This is a genomic window from Variovorax sp. GW458-11-26-14-LB1, assembly GCF_059423965.1.
Map to the genome: position 1 here is coordinate 57262 of NZ_JBWKYW010000019.1, position 17224 is coordinate 74485.

Annotated in this window: 14 protein-coding genes; 3 read left to right on the forward strand and 11 right to left on the reverse strand. The window is 65.9% G+C overall.

The genetic code is table 11. The features are described 5' to 3' along the window. Nucleotide 1 precedes the first annotated feature (1 nt). From ygiD to AC07YS_RS14935, 9 genes are all read right to left on the reverse strand, one after another. Nucleotides 2–907 carry a 4,5-DOPA-extradiol-dioxygenase gene (gene ygiD, locus AC07YS_RS14895; RefSeq protein ID WP_495269962.1) on the reverse strand — a complete coding sequence of 302 codons (906 nt, stop codon included), beginning with the start codon at nucleotides 905–907 and terminating at the stop codon, nucleotides 2–4. A 101-nt stretch (nucleotides 908–1008) separates the two neighbouring features. Then, nucleotides 1009–2970 carry a glycosyltransferase family 2 protein gene (locus tag AC07YS_RS14900; protein WP_495269961.1) on the reverse strand — a complete coding sequence of 654 codons (1962 nt, stop codon included), beginning with the start codon at nucleotides 2968–2970 and terminating at the stop codon, nucleotides 1009–1011. Beyond that, nucleotides 2967–4013: an ABC transporter ATP-binding protein gene (locus tag AC07YS_RS14905; protein ID WP_495269960.1), complete on the reverse strand. Its 1047-nt coding sequence runs from the start codon at nucleotides 4011–4013 to the stop codon at nucleotides 2967–2969. Before AC07YS_RS14905 ends, AC07YS_RS14900 begins: the two co-directional genes overlap by 4 nt. Continuing rightward, nucleotides 4010–5080: an ABC transporter ATP-binding protein gene (locus AC07YS_RS14910; protein WP_495269959.1), complete on the reverse strand. Its 1071-nt coding sequence runs from the start codon at nucleotides 5078–5080 to the stop codon at nucleotides 4010–4012. Before AC07YS_RS14910 ends, AC07YS_RS14905 begins: the two co-directional genes overlap by 4 nt. A gap of 20 nt (nucleotides 5081–5100) precedes the next feature. Further along, a complete protein-coding gene (locus AC07YS_RS14915; RefSeq protein ID WP_095948286.1) occupies nucleotides 5101–6012 on the reverse strand; it encodes an ABC transporter permease in 912 nt (303 codons plus the stop codon). 104 nt (nucleotides 6013–6116) lie between these two features. Next, complete coding sequence (locus AC07YS_RS14920; RefSeq protein WP_070060000.1) at nucleotides 6117–7697, reverse strand: ABC transporter substrate-binding protein; 1581 nt, start codon at nucleotides 7695–7697, stop codon at nucleotides 6117–6119. A gap of 31 nt (nucleotides 7698–7728) precedes the next feature. Then, nucleotides 7729–9003 carry a M20 aminoacylase family protein gene (locus tag AC07YS_RS14925; RefSeq protein ID WP_095948285.1) on the reverse strand — a complete coding sequence of 425 codons (1275 nt, stop codon included), beginning with the start codon at nucleotides 9001–9003 and terminating at the stop codon, nucleotides 7729–7731. 1 nt (nucleotide 9004) lies between these two features. Next, entirely contained in the window at nucleotides 9005–9985 is a 981-nt protein-coding gene (locus AC07YS_RS14930) for an ABC transporter permease (protein WP_056573001.1), read from the reverse strand. 184 nt (nucleotides 9986–10169) lie between these two features. Continuing rightward, complete coding sequence (locus AC07YS_RS14935) at nucleotides 10170–11414, reverse strand: porin (RefSeq protein ID WP_492686214.1); 1245 nt, start codon at nucleotides 11412–11414, stop codon at nucleotides 10170–10172. A gap of 282 nt (nucleotides 11415–11696) precedes the next feature. Between AC07YS_RS14935 and coq7 the strand changes: the two genes are divergently transcribed. Further along, nucleotides 11697–12326 carry a 2-polyprenyl-3-methyl-6-methoxy-1,4-benzoquinone monooxygenase gene (gene coq7, locus AC07YS_RS14940; RefSeq protein WP_495269958.1) on the forward strand — a complete coding sequence of 210 codons (630 nt, stop codon included), beginning with the start codon at nucleotides 11697–11699 and terminating at the stop codon, nucleotides 12324–12326. A gap of 28 nt (nucleotides 12327–12354) precedes the next feature. Here the strand turns inward: coq7 and AC07YS_RS14945 are convergent, their stop codons facing one another. After that, the gene (locus tag AC07YS_RS14945) at nucleotides 12355–12804 is read right to left on the reverse strand and encodes an OsmC family protein (RefSeq protein ID WP_493196057.1); all 450 of its coding nucleotides are present in this window, start codon (nucleotides 12802–12804) and stop codon (nucleotides 12355–12357) included. Nucleotides 12805–13076: 272 nt separating this feature from the next. On the opposite strand from AC07YS_RS14945, the gene AC07YS_RS14950 reads away from it, so the two are divergent. After that, nucleotides 13077–14357, forward strand: a complete 1281-nt coding sequence (locus AC07YS_RS14950) for a porin (protein WP_495269965.1) — start codon at nucleotides 13077–13079, stop codon at nucleotides 14355–14357. A gap of 94 nt (nucleotides 14358–14451) precedes the next feature. On the opposite strand, the gene AC07YS_RS14955 is transcribed toward AC07YS_RS14950, so the two are convergent. Further along, nucleotides 14452–15582, reverse strand: a complete 1131-nt coding sequence (locus AC07YS_RS14955) for a site-specific integrase (RefSeq protein ID WP_495269957.1) — start codon at nucleotides 15580–15582, stop codon at nucleotides 14452–14454. A 73-nt stretch (nucleotides 15583–15655) separates the two neighbouring features. Here AC07YS_RS14955 and ilvA point away from each other — a divergent pair, with 73 nt between their 5' ends. Further along, complete coding sequence (gene ilvA / locus AC07YS_RS14960) at nucleotides 15656–17221, forward strand: threonine ammonia-lyase, biosynthetic (protein WP_253252430.1); 1566 nt, start codon at nucleotides 15656–15658, stop codon at nucleotides 17219–17221. The last annotated feature ends 3 nt before the right edge of the window (nucleotides 17222–17224 follow it).

Below are 17224 nucleotides of genomic sequence, written 5' to 3' on the forward strand. Positions count from 1 at the left end.
TTCAGCCGAACTGAAGGCAGCGCATGCTGAGCGTGCCCGACTGGAAGCCTTCGTAGACCGTCTTCGCACGCTCGCCCGGCGCCGCAGCGCCCAGGGCATACAGGAAGGGGAAGTAGTGGTCCGGCATGGCCACGGCGGTCGACGCCCCTTCGAGTTTTTCGTAGCCGATCAGCGCGCGGTCGTCCCGGCCGGCCAGCGCGGCCTTGACCGCCTCGTCGAACGACTGCGCCCACGGGCGGCTGGCCTTGAGCCCATCGGGCGCGCCGCGGTCGGTGACGCGCAGGTTGTGCACCACGTTGCCACTGCCCATCACGAGCACGCCCTGGTCGCGCAAGGCCGCCAGGTCGCGCCCCACCGCATGGTGGAACGCGGCCGGCTTGTCGTAGTCGATGCTGAGCTGGAAAACCGGCACGTCGGCCTTCGGGTACAGGTGCTTCAGCACGGTCCAGGTGCCGTGGTCCAGCCCCCATTGCTCGGTGGCGATCACCGGCGTTTGCTTGACGGCGCCGATCGCTTCGCGCGCGAGTGCAGGGTGGCCCGGTGCCGGGTATTCGATGTCGAACAGCGCCTGCGGGAAGCCACCGAAGTCGTGGATCGTCTTGGGCCGCGTCTGCACCGTGACCCCGGTCGCGCCCTGGCTGAGCCAGTGCGCCGACACGCTGAGGATCGCAGTGGGGCGCGGCAGTTCGCGGCCCCAGGCGGCGAGGCGGCGCGTGAAGGCGTTGTCCGCCAGCGCGTTCATCGGCGATCCGTGGCCGATGAAGATGACGGGCATGCGGCGCGCCGGTGCTGCGCCGGCCGCGTGTGCGATCTCGGTCATCGACGCCAGCGCGGCGGTTGCGCCCAGCGCCGAGCCCATGAGAAAGCCGCGGCGGCCGAGCAGGCGGGTCATCGGGGTGGAGGTCATCGTGTCAGGGGGTGTGGATTCGGGGCCAACCCGGGACTGTGCAACAGAGTGAGGGCTGGGAAAGTGCGTTTACGCACACCGCCCGGCGCAAGCGCCATGGTTCACGGCACGAATGCACGCAGGCGCTCGCCCAGCGGCGCCAGGAAATCGCGCAGCAAGGGCTCGCGCATCAGCGCGTCGAGGTAGCCCGGCGCCAGTCGCCCGTTCTCCGCATACACCGCCAGCACGCGCAGGCTCTCACCACGCAGCACGGTGGTCGCGTGGACGTCGCCCTGCTGCGCGCAGGCGCCCGCCATGTCGCGCAGCAGCGCCGTGGCATCGTCGGCATCGGGCGCCCATTGCTGGCCATAGAGCCGGGCCAGCCGCTGCGCATCGGCAGATGGCACGTCAGGGAAGACCAGCGGCAGCAGGCGTTCCCGCACACGGGTCAGCGCCGTCACATCGGTTTCCACGAGTCCCGCAACGTGGCGGGTCGTCAGTTGGCTGAGACTGATGCCGAGGTTGGCGAGCCGCGCGCCGCCGCGCACCAGTTCCAGCAACAGGCCGAGCCATGCGAACCGGCCGAGCGTGGCGTCGAAGCCCAGCCCGCGTTGCTGGATGCAGGGCAGCGACAGCATCAGGCCGCCCATCCACAGCGGTTGTTCATGCGGCAGATGCGCCAGCAGCGCGGCCAGGATCTGGTCGTGCATCTCCGGCAGCCGCTGCATCGGCGGTTCCGCGTCGCCGTCGCGGGTGTACCAGGCGCCGACCGCGCCGACCTCCGGCGACGTCCGCAGGAACGCGGACTGCACCTGCAAGCGCTCGGGCGCACAGCGCACGGTCGGCGACCACAAGGCCAGCGCATCGCCGCGCGCCTGCATCAGCCCCCATTGCGCGGCCGCCGCCCAACCCATCCGAACGGGCGCCTGCAACAGCTGCAGCCCGGCCAGCCGCGGATCAGCGGTCATGCGCGCGCGAACTACGGCGACGGTGGCGTCGGTGGAGCCGTCGTCCACCACGATGATCTGGTGCGGCTGCAGGGTTTGCTCAGCGATCGATGCCAAGGCCTCTGCGACGTTTGTCTCATCGTCGCGCGTCACCATCAGCACCGACACCTGCGAAGCAGGTCCACCATCGTTCAGCGCCTGCTGCCCCACCCATCGCTGCCGAGCCGCCGCGAGATAACGCTGCATCGCACCCGCCAGCACCTCATGCTGCGGCGGCAAGGACTGCAGCGCCCGCGGCCCGGCCATTTCCAGCGCACGCCGCCGCGGCGCATCGGCCACCAGCGCGCGCACGCGGTCGACCAGCTCGTCCTTCGTGCACCCTTCGACCGCGTCGCGCAGCACGGGCGGAATCTCGGAATGCGGATACAGCTCCGATACCACGGCCTTGCGGTGCCGCAGCAGGATCGACAGGCGCGGCAGCTCCACGGTGCTGGAGTGGTCGGCCTTGCGCATGTTCAGCCCGACCTTGGCGCGCGGCAGCAAGGCGTCGCGCTGCGCCGGCGTCCAGGCCTTTCCAAAAGGGTAGGCCACCCGCAGTCCGGCGGCCGTCAACGCCTCCAGCACCTGCAGCCGCCGGGGCGTCGTCTCGCCGAAGAAGATGACGTCGATGTCCTGCTGCGCGTCGTCCAGCACCGCGGACTCCGGCAGAAGCGGCGTGGCCAGCGGCTCGAAGCCCGGGCCCACGTAGTCGGATCGATGGATGCCCAGCGCCGGGTGGTGCACCATGTTCTCTAGGCTGTACTCCCACACATGGGCGCGCTGCAGCAGCCGTTGGTAGCCGGGCATCTCCGCAAGCAACGCGGGCAGGGCCGGCTCGAAGTTGACGACGATCGCGTTCGGCGGCAGCTCGTCGTCCGAGGGCAGGCTCAGGCCCATCGCGAAAAAGAAGAGATTGATGTCGTCGTTGTCGACACCCGGCCCCGGCGCGATGCTTGTGGTGTAGCCGAGGCGTTCGCAGGCGAGGCGAAAGCCCTCCATCACCTCCCGCACGTTCTCGTTGCCCAGCGAGCAGAAGCGCAGGTGCGGCCGGTACGGAAAGTCCGTCGGCCAGCCCTGCGGGCTGCCGCCCTCATTCACACACGGCCTTCCTCCACCGCGTGGCAGGCCACCTGCACACCCTTCAGGCTCAGCAGCTGCGGCCGCTCCGACGAACACCGCGCATTCGCATGCGGACAGCGCGGATGAAAGGCGCAACCGGTCGGCGGGTTCAGCGGGTTCGGCACTTCGCCCTGCACCGGCGTGCGCGCACGGCCCGTGTGCTTCATCTGCGGGATCGCGTCGAGCAGCATGCGGGTGTACGGATGCTGCGGCTCGGCGAAGAGTTTCTGCTTGTCCGCCACCTCGACCAGCCGGCCCAGGTACATCACGCCGACCTGGTCGGCCACATGACGCACCACGGCGAGGTTGTGCGAGATGAACAGGTACGTCAGACCCTGCTCGCGCTGCAGGTCCTTCATGATGTTGAGCACCTGCGCCTGCACGCTCACGTCGAGCGCCGAGGTGGGCTCGTCGCACACGAGGAACTCGGGCTGCGTGGCGAGCGCGCGGGCAATCGAAATGCGCTGGCGCTGGCCGCCCGAGAACTGGTGCGGGTACTTGCTCATGTCCAGCGGCGAAAGGCCGACCGACTGCAGCAGCTCGCCCACGCGCTGGCGCAGCGCGTCCTTGTCGCTCAGGATGCCGTGCTCGCGCAGCGGCTCGCCGATGATGTCCTCGACGATCCAGCGCGGGTTGAGGCTCGCGTAGGGGTCCTGGAAGATCATCTGGATGCGGCGGCGCAGCTGACGGCCTTCGGGCGTCTTGAACGCGGCGTGCGCGTCCTGCCCGTCGAACTGCAGGCCGCCGCGCGTGGGTGCATACAGGCCCACCAGCAAGCGCGCCACGGTGCTCTTGCCGCAGCCCGATTCGCCGACCAGCGCGAGCGTCTTGCCGCGCTCGATGGAAAAGCTCACGCCGTCGACCGCGTGCAGCAGCACGCGTGGCTTGCGTTCGAGCACGCGGTTGAGCCAGGGCGGCGAGACGTCGAAGGTGCGCGCGAGGTCGTGCGCGACCACGAGCGGCTCGCCGGTCTTGGTCTTTGCTGCCGCAGCGTCCTTGCGGGGTTCGATCACGGCGCTCATCGGGTCACCTCCGCCAGGGGTTCGGCCGCCTCGGGCGTGGCGCGCTCGCCGGCCGCCAGGGCGTCGTGGTGCTGCGCGGCGATCTCGGCCTGGCCCGCATGCGGGTCGGCGGCGTCGTGCAGCCAGCAGGAGGCGCGCGTGGCGCCCGCATGCATCAGCTCGGGCCGTTCGGTCAGGCAGCGTGCGAAGGTGCGCGGGCAGCGCGGGTTGTAGGCGCAGCCGGTCGGAATGGCATTGAGCCGCGGCATGGCGCCGTCGATCTGGTTGAGCCGTTCGCGGTCGCTCGTCATGTCGGGGATCGACGCCATCAGGCCCGAGGTGTAGGGGTGCGCGGGCTGGTGGATCACCTCGTGCACCGGGCCGATCTCGGCGATTCGGCCCGCATACATCACGGCCACGCGGTCGCAGGTCTCGGCGATCACGCCCATGTCGTGCGTGATGAGCATCACCGCCGCACCACGCTCTTTGCAGACCTGCTTGAGCAGCTGGATGATCTGCGCCTGGATCGACACGTCGAGCGCGGTGGTCGGCTCGTCGGCCACGATGAGCTTGGGCTCGGCCGCGAGCGCCAGGGCAATCACCACGCGCTGGCGCATGCCGCCCGAGAACTGGTGCGGGAAGTGGTCGATGCGCTGTTCGGCGGCGGGAATGCCGGTGTCCTGCAGCAAGCCGATGGCGCGCTTACGCGCTTCGGATTCGTTCACCGGCAAATGCGTGCGGATGGTCTCGATGAGCTGGCGGCCCACCGTGTACAGCGGGTTCAGCGAGGTCAGCGGGTCCTGGAAGATCGCACCGATCTTGCGACCGCGGATGGGGCGCATCGCATCGAAACCGAGGTTGTCGATGCGCTGGCCCTCGAGCAGGATTTCGCCGCCGGCCACGCGGCCCGGCGGTTCGAGCAGGCCGATGATGGCCGCGCCGGTGAGCGACTTGCCCGCACCCGACTCACCCACCACGCCGAGGATTTCCCCGGGCGCGATGTCGAAGGAAATGCGGTCGAGCGCACGCAGCGTGCCGCGGCGGTTCGGAAATTCGACGACGAGGTCTTTGACCTGGAGCAGCGTCATGAGGCGTTCTCCTTTTCTGTTCAGCGCAAGCGCGGATTGAGCGCGTCGCGCAGCCAGTCGCCGAGCAGGTTCACGCTGAGTGCGATCAGCACCAGCATCAGGCCCGGGAACACCGTGATCCACCATTCGCCCGAGAACAGGTACTGGTTGCCGATGCTGATGAGCGTGCCCAGCGAAGGCGAGGTCGGCGGCACGCCGACGCCCAGGAACGACAGCGTGGCCTCGGTGATGATCGCGGTCGCGACCTGGATGGTGGCCAGCACCATCACCGGCCCCATCACGTTGGGCAGCACGTGGCGCAGCATGATGCGCAGCGGCGCCACGCCAGTGACGCGCGCGGCCTGCACGTATTCCTTGTTGCGCTCCACCAGCGTGGAGCCGCGCACGGTGCGCGCGTACTGCACCCAGCCCGTGAGCGAGATCGAGATGATCAGCACGCCGAAGGCCAGCGACTCGTGCGCGCCCGGAAAGAGCGCGCGGCCGACGCCGGCGATGAGCAGCGCCACGAGGATCGGCGGGAACGACAGCATCACGTCGCACACGCGCATGAGGAAGGAGTCGAGCCAGCCGCCGAAGAAGCCGGCCAGCAGGCCGAGCACCACGCCGACCACGACCGACAGCACCACCGACACCACGCCGACGATCAGCGAGATGCGGGCGCCGTAGATCACGGCCGAAAGAATGTCGCGGCCCTGGTCGTCGGTGCCGAGGATGTATTTGGTGGAGCCTTCGGCGCTCCACGCCGGCGGCAGGCGGGCGTCGCCGAGTTCGAGGGTGGCGAGGTCGAAGGGGTTGTGCGGCGACACCCATCCGGCGAACACCGAACAGAAGACGCACACCAGCGCAATGACGGCGGCGGCGATCGCCACCGGCGAGGTGCGGAAGCTGTAGCCGACATCGCTGTCGAGCCAGCGAGCAAGGGTTTTTTTCATCGCCGGGCCGCGTGGGGGTTATTTTTCATCGTGAGGCAAAAAAGAATGGGCCCGCAAGAAGCGGGCCCATGGTCGGGCCGCTCAGGCAGCGGCCCACGGTCGACTTACTTGATGCTCATCCACTTGAAGTACATGAAGTTGTCGGCCAGCTGCACCAGCTCGACCTTCTTGCTCACGCCCCAGGCCAGCGACTGCTGATGCAGCGGCAGGTGGCCGATGTCGTCGGTGTGGACCTTGAAGGCTTCCTTGATCATCTCGTTGCGCTTGGCCTTGTCCGACTCGGACTGGATCTTCTTGGTCAACTCGTCCAGCTTCGGGTTGCAGTAGGCGCCCAGGTTGAACTGGCCCGTGCCCTTGTCGTCGGGGCACGAGGTGAGCGAGCTCAGCGCGTTGTGCGAGTCGTAGGTAGTCGGGGTCCAGCCCAGCATGTAGAAGCTGGTGTCGCGGCGCAGGATCTTCGGGAAGTAGGTGCCCTTGGTCTCGGCCACGAGGTTGATCTTCACGCCGATCTTGGCCAGGTTGGCGGCCACGCTCTGGCAGATCTGGCCGTCGTTGACGTAGCGGTCGTTCGGGCAGTTCATCGAGACTTCGAAGCCGTTGGGGTAGCCGGCTTCGGTCAGCAGCTTCTTGGCGGCATCGACGTCGAAAGGCAAGCGCTTGTCCTGGTCGGCGGTCCAGCCGTTGATGCCCGGGCCGACGAGCAGCGCGGTGGGCTTGGAGGCGCCGCGCATCACGGTGCGCTGGATGCCGGCGATGTCGATGGCCTGGTAGAAGGCCTGGCGCACGCGCTTGTCCTTGAACGGGTTCTTGCCCTTCACGTTCGAGTACTGCAGCTCGTCGCGCTTCTGGTCCATGCCCAGGAAGATGGTGCGCATCTCGGGGCCGGTGATGACGCGGGCGTTGGGCGCGGCGTTGATGCGCGCGATGTCCTGCACAGGCACGGGCTCCATCACGTCGACTTCGCCGGAGACCAGCGCGGCCACGCGGGTCGCGGGGTTGGCGATGGGCGTGAACACGATCTCCTGCGCGTTGCCGTCGATCTTGCCCCAGTAGGTGCCGTTGCGCGTGAACACCGTGCGCACGTTGGGCTGGCGCTCGCGCACGCGGAACGGGCCGGTGCCGTTGGCCTTGAACGAGGCGGTGTTCTCGATGCCCTTGCGGCGGTCGACGGGCTTGGTGGCCTGGTTTTCCTCGCACCACTTCTTGCTCATGATCATGGTGAGCGAGATCACGTCGGGCAGGATCGGGAACGGACCGTTGGTCTCGATTTCGACGGCGAGGTCGCCGACCTTGCGCACGGCCTTGATCTCGCTGAGCGTGGCCTTCATGTCGGAGCCGTCGCCCTGCGCACGCGCGAAGCTGAACACGACGTCGTCGGCGCTGAACGGCGTGCCGTCATGGAACACCACGCCCTTGCGCAGTTCGAAGCGCCACACGTTCGGCGAGGTCTGCTTCCAGCTCGTGGCCAGCAGCGGCGCCAGGCTCAGGTCCTTGTTGCGGCCCACGAGAGTTTCATAGACGTTGGCGGTGACGCTCAGTTGCAGCGACTCGTTGAGCGAGTGCGGGTCGAGCGACAGGGCGTCGCCCTGGTTCGCGATGCGGATGGTCTGCGCGCTGGCGACCATGCTGACGGCGCCCAGGGCGCACAGGACAGCGACCGCAGCCGCTTGCTTCTTGAAACTCATGGGAACACTCCTCGGGTTGAAATCGAACACATCACGGCGCCGCGGTGGCGGCGGCTTTCCCTGGCTGCAGGCTGCGGGTAGCAGCCAGCGGCATGCCCTGCTCGATCAGGCCCGCATGCAAAGCGGCGCCCAGCGGCAGGATCTCGTCGTTGAAGTCGTAACGGCTGTTGTGCAGGAAGGCGCCGCTGCGGGCGTCCTGGCCGATGCGCAGATAGGCACCGGCCTTCTTCTGCAGCATGAAGGAAAAATCTTCGGCACCCATGCTGGGCTCCAGGTTGCGATCGACGTTCTTCGCGCCGACCAGCGCCTGCGCCACGTCGGCCGCGAACATCGCTTCGGGCGCGGTGTTGATCGTGGCCGGGTAGATGCGTTCGTACTTGATCGTCGCGGTCGCGCCAAAGCCGGCGGCAATGGCCGTGCACAGCTCGCTCAGTCGCTGCTCGACCTGCGCCTGCACGCGCGCGCTGAAGGTGCGCACGGTGCCGACCAGCGTGGCCTCGCCCGGGATCACGCTCATCGCGCCGAGATCGCCGGCCTGCACGGCGCAGATGCTGACGACAGCTGCGTCGATGGGGCGCACGCTGCGCGACACGATGGTCTGCGCCGCGGTGATGATGTGCGCGGCCACCACGACGGGGTCGATGGTCTGGTAGGCATGCGCGCCGTGGCCGCCCTTGCCCTTGATCTCGATCGTCACGCGGTCGGCCGCGGCCATCATCGCGCCGCGGTTGATGCCGACGGTGCCGGCCGGCATCGCGGGCCAGTTGTGCATGGCGTAGACGGCGTTCACCGGGAAGCGGTCGAACAGGCCGTCTTCGATCATCACGCGCGCACCGGCCAAGCCTTCTTCGCCGGGCTGGAAGATCAGCACGGCGGTGCCGTCGAAGTCGCGCGTCTCGGCCAGGTAGCGCGCGGCGCCGACGAGCATGGCGGTGTGGCCGTCGTGGCCGCAGCCGTGCATCAGGCCGTCGTTGGCGGAGCGCCAGCCGAAGTCGTTGTCCTCGCGCATGGGCAGCGCGTCCATGTCGGCGCGCAGGCCGATCATGCGGCCGCTGGCCGTCGACTTGCCGCGGATGACGCCGACGACACCGGTCTTGCCGATGCCCTCGTGGATCTCGTCCACACCGCAGGCGCGCAGCGCCTCGCGCACGCGGCCCGCCGTGTAGACCTCTTCGAAGCCGAGCTCGGGGTGGGCGTGCAGGTCGCGGCGAAAGGCCGTGATCTCGGGGTAGAAGCTGGCGATGTGCGCGAAGGCCCGGCCGGAGGCCTGCAGGCGCGGCGTTGCGGCAGCGGTTGCGACACTCACCTCAATGGCCTCCCGCCTTGCCCACGCGCAGCCGGGGATCGACCACGAAGTACAACAGGTCGACCACGAGGTTGATCACCACGAAGATCAGTGCGATCAGGCACAGATAGGCGGCCATCACGGGGATGTCCGCGAAGGTCACGGCCTGGATGAAGAGCAGCCCCATGCCGGGCCACTGGAACACCGACTCCGTGATGATCGCGAAGGCGATCAGGCCGCCGAGCTGCAGGCCGGTGATGGTCATGACCGGCACCAGCGTGTTCTTGAGGGCGTGGCCGAAGTGGATCGCGCGGTTCGACAGGCCCCGTGCGCGCGCGAACTTGATGTAGTCGGTGCGCAGCACCTCGAGCATCTCGGCGCGCACCAGCCGCATGATCAGCGTGAGCTGGAAGATCGCCAGCGTCACCGCGGGCAGGATGATGTGGTGCCAGCCGTCGGCCTTGAACAGGCCGCTGGTCCACCAGCCGAACTGCACGGTGTCGCCGCGCCCGAAGCTCGGGAACCAGCCCAGCGTCACGGCGAAGACGAGGATCAGCAGGATGCCGATCAGGAAGGTGGGCAGCGACACGCCGAGCAGCGAGACGGTCATGAACACCTGGCTCATGAAGGTGCCACGGCGCAGGGCGGTGTACACGCCCATCGGAATGCCGACGAACAACGCCAGGGCCGCGGCCACGAGCGCGAGTTCGAGCGTGGCCGGGAAGCGCTCGCCGATCAGGCGCGACACCTTGGCGCCCTGGCGCAGGCTCAGTCCGAATTCGCCTTGCGCGGCGTTGACGAGGAAGTGCCAGAACTGCACGAAGAAGGGTCGGTCGAGCCCCAATGCGGCGCGCATTTCACGGATCTGGTCGGGCTTGGCATCCTGCCCCAGCAGGAACACGACCGGGTCGCCGACATATTGAAAGAGGAGGAAGGCAATGAACGCAACCGCGATCATCACGATCACGGCCTGGATCAGGCGGCGCAGTACAAAGGCAGTCATTCAGCAACAAGAGTGATCGCGGCATGCTAGCAGTGCAAACAGCGTGCCCGCACGGGGGTTCCCCGGGGGTGGAGGCGCAATTTTTACGAGTGAGAACAGGCGCGCGCCAAAAGAAAAAGCCACCCGGCTTGCGCCGGGTGGCTTTCAGTCTTTCGATTCGAAGCTGGCTTGCGCCAGCATCAAATTAGAAAGCGTGACGGATACCGAAGTCGTAGCCGGTCGAGGTCTTCGGGGTGAAGCCACCCGTGGTCACGAAAGCCGGGCCGCCGACGGTCAGCGAAGCACCGTTCTTGTTGCTCACGCGAGCAACGGTAGCGTACAGAGCCGTGCGCTTCGACAGGTTGTGCACGTAGCCGATAGCCAGCTTGTTGGCCTTCGGGTCAGCAACTGCGGGCTGGAACAGCACTGCGGGCTGGTTGTAGTCGTACTTGACGCTCGAGTACGAAGCGCGGATCAGGCCAGCACCGACCGGCACGGTCACGCCGAGCAGGTAACCGGTCAGGTCGATGTCAGGACGGCCACCGGCGAACGGGGTGACTTCGTAGTCAACCTTGTTCTTGGCGCGCGACAGTTCACCGAACAGCTTCACGGGACCGAAGTCGTACGAAGCGCCCAGGTTCAGCGTGTTGACCTTGGTGGTCGTGCCGACGTAGAACTGGTCACCCACGGTGCTGCTGCCGTAAGCCAGAGCAACGTCCAGGGGGCCGTTGGCGTAGCCGAAGCGACCGCCGACGTAACGACCTTGACGCTGGCTGTTAGCCACATCAGGCGTTGCCAGGCCAGGGCTGTACTTGGTCTTCTCAGCGAAGCCGTACTGCACTTGACCGTAGAAACCACCCAGGTTCGGCGGCAGGAAGTAGCCGATGGTGTTGCTGGCGCGAACGTAGTTGCTGGTGCCAACGTTGGTGAACGGAGCGGTCGAAGCAGCGGGGGTGCCGAATGCGCCGAACGAGCCGCTAGCCGTCGAGATCAGGTTGGTGCCAACGCCGTTGGTGCCGAACGGATCGAACACGGTGTCGTTCCAGAACGTCGGGGTGTAGTCACGGCCCAGACGGATTTCACCGAAACCGCCCGACAGGCTCACGGTCGAACGACGTGCGAACGTGGCGATGCCTTCTTGGCCGTTGTCGTTGCTGATCGGAGCTTCGAGCCAGAAGCTGGCTGCCAGGCCACCACCGAGGTCTTCCGTACCACGGAAGCCCAGACGGCTGGAGTTGTAGCCCGAGTTAGCCAGTTCGCGACGGCTTGCCTTGACGCTGCCCTTGTTCAGGTAGAACGGGTTCAGGAAGGTGGCACCGTTCAGGTCACGCGAGGTGGACGAGTAGCCGCTGATCGACGCGTCGACCACACCAAACAGCGTGACGGACGACTGAGCCGAGGCAACACCGGCAACAGCCAGGGCAGCCAGAGCAACTAGAGATTTTTTCATTGCAAGTTTCTCCAAGGTTAAACATAGGGCTCCGGTGCGAAGGGCTCACCGTGACTGGCACTTTTGTGCTCCCACCGGACCCCGGGCCAACCTCCTTTTGGGAAGTTGATGCTATTGCACCAGAGCCGCTGCGGCAGGGCAAAACAAATCGCCCTAAATCTTGGAAGCCCCGCGTGTTTCGTTGCAGTCGTGCAACAAAGGACTTAGACGGGTGGTTTTGCCACGATATGAAACGAAATGTGCTGTTCTTGCATCGCCGGACAGGTGCGTTCAAATAGACCCATGACCGCCCTGCTCGACCCTGCCCTCACAGCCGCCGATGCGGCTTTGCGCACGCTTTTTGCCCGATCTCACGCCACTCGGGCGCTTCCGCCCGCGATCCAGCCGCAAGGTGAATTGAGCGAATCGGAGCGCCGCGAGGCCGGTGCGCTGATGCGCGTGAACCATGTCGGCGAAGTCTGTGCCCAGGCGCTGTACACCGCCCAGGCCGCCGTGGCGCGGGACCCGGCGCTGCGTGCGCACTTCCTGGAAGCCGCGCATGAAGAAACCGATCACCTGGCCTGGACCCGGCAGCGGTTGGACGACTTGGGCGCCCGCCCGTCCCTCCTGAACCCACTCTGGTATGCAGGCGCCTTCGGTCTCGGCCTGATTGCCGGACGCCTGGGCGATCCCTTGAGCCTCGGCTTTGTCGCCGAGACCGAGCGCCAGGTGGAAGCGCACCTCGAAAGCCACCTGGACCGCCTGCCGTCGACCGATCACGCGTCCCGCGCCGTGGTCGAGCAGATGAAGATCGACGAAGCCCGCCATGCCACGCAGGCCGTCGACGCGGGCGCCGCGGAACTGCCGGCCCCGGCCAAGGCCCTGATGCGCTTGGCATCGCGGATCATGACGACCGTCGCCCACCGAATCTAGGGCCTTCGGTCGCCATCCAACGGGGTTTTCAGGTCTCGATCAGATCGAAGCTGGTCGTGATTTCCGCCGTCTTCGCCAACATGATGCTGGCGGAGCAGTAGGTTTCGTGGCTGAGAGCGATCGCCCGCTCCACGGCGGTGGCCGGAATCCCCTTGCCCGCCACGGTGAAGTGCATGTGGATCTTCGTGAAGACCTTGGGATCCTTCTCGGCGCGCTCGCTGGTCAGCTTGACGCTGCAGCGCTCGATGCGATGGCGCCCCCTCTTCAATATGAGCACCACGTCGTAGGCGGTGCAACCGCCCGTGCCCGCGAGCACGGTTTCCATCGGCCGCGCCGCCAGGTTCTGGCCGCCGTTCTCGGGCTTAGCCGCGTCCGGGGCGCCGTCCATCATCAGGACATGGCCGCTGCCGGTCTCGGCCACGAAGCCCATGGCCGATCGGGTGCCTGCGTCACCGGTCCAACTTACTGTGCATTCCATGGTGTTCAGCTCCAATTGGGATGAATTCGTGCGGAAAAATGCGCACCAAACATCAACTTGTGTGTGGGAAAAGCATCGCCTGCTTGTTGCATCGCAACAAAGGGTGGGTATACTCTATTTCATTGCTGCGCACTTCATGGTGCACACCCAGTTGTCTCCTCCACCCTTCCAATTGGTGGATTTAGCCCCGAGTCGCAAGACTCGGGGCTTTTTTCTTTGTGCGCCTCGATGGCCGCACCACTCTAGCCGTCCACTGCGAAAGGGCAGCTGCTCTGGCTGCCCTGGCTGTTGCCGGTGTTGCCTCGGCTCAGTCGTCCGTCACGCTGTTTGGTGTGGTCGACGCGTCGATCAGCGGCTACTCGTCCACCTCGCGGGACCTGGGCAATGGCGTCACGTACGACAGGCTCGGCTTCCCCATCTACAACCCGTTCTACCTGAACCGCGGCAGCATCAAGGCGAGCCGCCGCGAACTGGCCCACTCGGGCTACAACTCCAGCCGCCTGGGCTTCCGTGGCACGGAAGACCTCGGTGGTGGCTTGGCCGCCAGCTTCTGGCTCGAGGCCCCGATCAGCAACGACGACGGCCAGACGGGCGTCTCGACATTCACGCGCCGTTCGACCGTGAGCCTGTCGGGCGGGTTCGGTGAAGTCCGCCTCGGCCGCGACTACACCCCGACGTTCTGGAACGACACCGTGTTCGACCCGTTCGGCACCAATGGCGTCGGCTCCAACCTGGTCAACACAGCCAATGGCGCATTCGGCGGCTTCACCGGCTATGCCGACGGCAAGAAGCTCCCCGATGCCCTCAAGAACGTTCCGCAGCTCCCCGATGCTGGTGGCAGCAACTACGTTCGCGCCGGCAACAGCATCGGCTACTTCCTGCCGCCGAACCTGGGCGGTTTCTACGGCCAGGTGATGTACGGCTTCCACGAGAAGACCAAGTACAGCCCCGGCACCGCAACGCCCCTCGCGGAAAACGCCTCGCGCACCGGTCGCTATGTCGGCGGTCGCTTCGGCTACGCCAACGGCCCCCTGGACGTTGCGCTGTCTTATGGCAGCAGCACCGTGGGTGACCAGTTCTACGTCGGCACGACCACCAAGGTCAACACGCTGAACCTGGGCGCTTCGTACGACTTCGGTCCCGTGAAGCTGTTCGGTGAACTGTCGCGCGCCAAGAACAAGGTTGACTACGAAGTCGAACCGTACCTCGGCGGCCGTCCCGACATCGACCTGACCGGCTACCTGCTCGGCGTGACCGTGCCGGTCGGTGCTGGCCTGATCCGCGCTTCGTACTCGAGCGTCAAGTACGACGAGAACCTGGTTGCCCGCAACCCGTGGGAAGTGCTGCCCGCCGACAAGAAGGCCAACAAGCTGGCGATCGGCTACGTGCACAACCTGTCGAAGCGCACGGCCCTGTACGCCACCGTTGCTCGCGTGAGCAACAAGAACGGCGCATCGCTGACCGTCGGTGGCCCGAGCTTCCAAGGCACCGGCAACGGTTTCACGCCGAAGACCTCGACGGGCTACGACTTCGGCATCCGTCACGCCTTCTGATCGTTCACTGTCGATTCACATGCTGGCCCACGCCAGTTTGAATCTGCAAACACTCAAGCCGCCCGGTTCAAGCCGGGCGGCTTTTTGTCCTTCCTCAATTCATCCGGCCACGCCTGCTCTGCAGCAGCCCCACATTCATTTCTCCGCTCAGCACCGATGCGTAGAAACGCTCGACCATGTTGACGCTCGTTCGTGCATTGCGTGCCAGCGTCAGCATGTCGATCCCCTGCCCATACAGGAGCCGCAACGTGATGGCCGTATGGCGCAAGCAATACAGCGTCCTCGACTGACCCAGCGGTCCTTTCTCGAGACCGGTCTTTTCGAGCACCCAGTGAAAGAAGAAATTGAGAACCGCCAGCGCGTGCTCGCGGTTCTTCAGGTGCGGCATGAAGATGTAGTCTTCCGCCCCGCCGAAACCATGGATCTCGCGGTACGCGACCAGGCATTCATAGACACGAACGGCAGGTCGCAGGCTCACGATGGGCTGGCTGTGCCGCTTGGTCTCCGGCAGGTTCATCCGCAGGTAGACATGCTTGCCTCGCACCACCTCGATGTGCTTGTGCTTCATGAGCTTGATGTCGCTGGGACGCACGAAGGTGTTGACCATCCAGCGGATCAGCCACGGCAGCTCGTCGGGCATGACGAGCAACTCACGAGCAATCCAGAAACGTTCACCGGCCGTCAGCTGGTCCAGCACCGGGTGCGAATGGCCGCGCAAGCTGCGCGCCGCCGCGATCAGCGCACGGTACTCCGCCACGCTGAAGCTGCCGCGCGGCTGGCTGCGCACCTTGACCTTCGGGAACACCGGGGCCTCGCGCAATGCCCCGACGTGCACGCCATGCATGACCACCTTGCGGAGCAACACGAGGTATTGCGCGATCGTCGTGCTGGTGAAGCCTTGTTCGCCGAGGTGATCGATCAGGCGCTGCACGTCTGCGGTCGCGAACACGGCCACCGGCACATCGCCCAGCAACGGAACGATGTGCGCACGCAATCTGTTGCCCATGACCTGCCATGTGGGCCGTCCGATTTCGCCGCGTTGCACGCGCGCGGCCTCGGCCTGCATCAGTCCCTTCGAAAGGTCACTGACAGAAACTGATAACAAATTCTGCCCAACTGTTAGTGAATTAGCGGGCGCATGAATCGCGGGATAGGTGCGCGCAAAAAAACCGGAATCATTTGCAGCAGGAGCCTTGCGGAATAGGTTTATGACATTTGTGTCCATGCCATTCCCCGCATGCAATACCGATGCCTCTTATGATTGATGGTTAGCAAATGAAAACTCCCTGGAAAAGATCTTGCGCAATGCACCTGTTACTGCGGCGTTAACGCCCGCCGACTATCTCAGAAAAATCCTCAATGCGCGGGTCTACGACGTGGCCGTCGAGTCCGCGTTGGAGAAGGCGCGCGCGCTCAGCGAGCGGCTTGGCAATACCGTGTTGCTCAAGCGCGAGGACCAGCAGCCCGTATTCAGTTTCAAACTGCGCGGCGCCTATAACAAGATGGCGCACCTGAGCAAAGCGCAATTGGCGAGCGGCGTGATTTGCGCTTCGGCCGGCAATCACGCACAAGGCGTTGCGCTCGGCGCGCGCAAGCTCGGCACGCGCGCAGTGATCGTGATGCCCGTGACCACGCCGCAATTGAAGATCGATGCGGTGCGTGGTTTCGGCGGCGAGATCGTGCTGCATGGCGACAGCTATTCCGATGCCTACCTGCATGCGCTCGAATTGCAGACGCAGCAGAACCTGACCTTCGTCCATCCCTTCGACGACCCCGACGTCATCGCGGGCCAGGGCACCATCGCGATGGAAATCCTGCGCCAGCATCAGGGCCCGCTCGATGCGGTGTTCGTGGCGATCGGCGGCGGTGGCCTCATCTCCGGCGTGGCCAACTACATCAAGGCCGTTCGGCCCGAGATCAAGGTGATCGGCGTCCAGATGAACGACTCGGACGCGATGATGCAATCGGTCGCCGCGCACCAGCGCGTGAACCTCCCTGACGTCGGCCTGTTCTCCGACGGCACGGCCGTCAAGCTTGTCGGCGAGGAAACCTTCCGCATCGCGCAGAACCTGGTCGACAGCTACATCTCGGTCGACACCGATGCGGTGTGCGCCGCCATCAAGGACGTGTTCGTCGACACGCGCAGCATCGTCGAGCCGGCCGGTGCGCTGGCCGTGGCGGCCATCAAGCAGTACGCCGCCGAGCATGGCCGCCAGGGCGAGACCTACGCAGCGATCCTGTGCGGCGCGAACATGAACTTCGACCGGCTGCGCTTCGTGGCCGAGCGGGCCGAGGTCGGCGAGGAACGCGAAGCATTGTTCGCCGTGACCATCCCCGAAGAGCGCGGCAGCTTCCGCCGTTTCTGCGAACTCATCAGCCAGCTGCCGGCCGGCGGCGCGCCACGCAATGTGACCGAGTTCAACTACCGCATCAGCGATGCCGCCAAGGCCCACGTGTTCGTCGGCCTCACGACCTCGGCACGCGGCGAGTCGGCCACCATCGCGAAGGTCTTCATCGAACACGGCTTCGACGCACTCGACCTCACGCACGACGAACTCGCCAAGGAGCATCTGCGCCACCTGGTGGGCGGCCGCACGGGGCTGGCGCACGACGAGCGCCTGCTGCGCTTCGTGTTCCCCGAACGTCCGGGTGCGCTGCTCAAGTTCCTGAGCCTGATGCGGCCGAACTGGAACATCAGCCTGTTCCACTACCGCAACCAGGGCGCCGACTACGGGCGCATCCTCGTGGGCCTGCAGGTGCCGGCCGAAGAGTCGGCGGCCTTCGACAGCTTCCTCGAAACGCTGGGCTATCCCTGCGTCGAGGAAACGGCCAATCCGGCCTACCGCCTGTTCCTCCAGGCCTGAAGA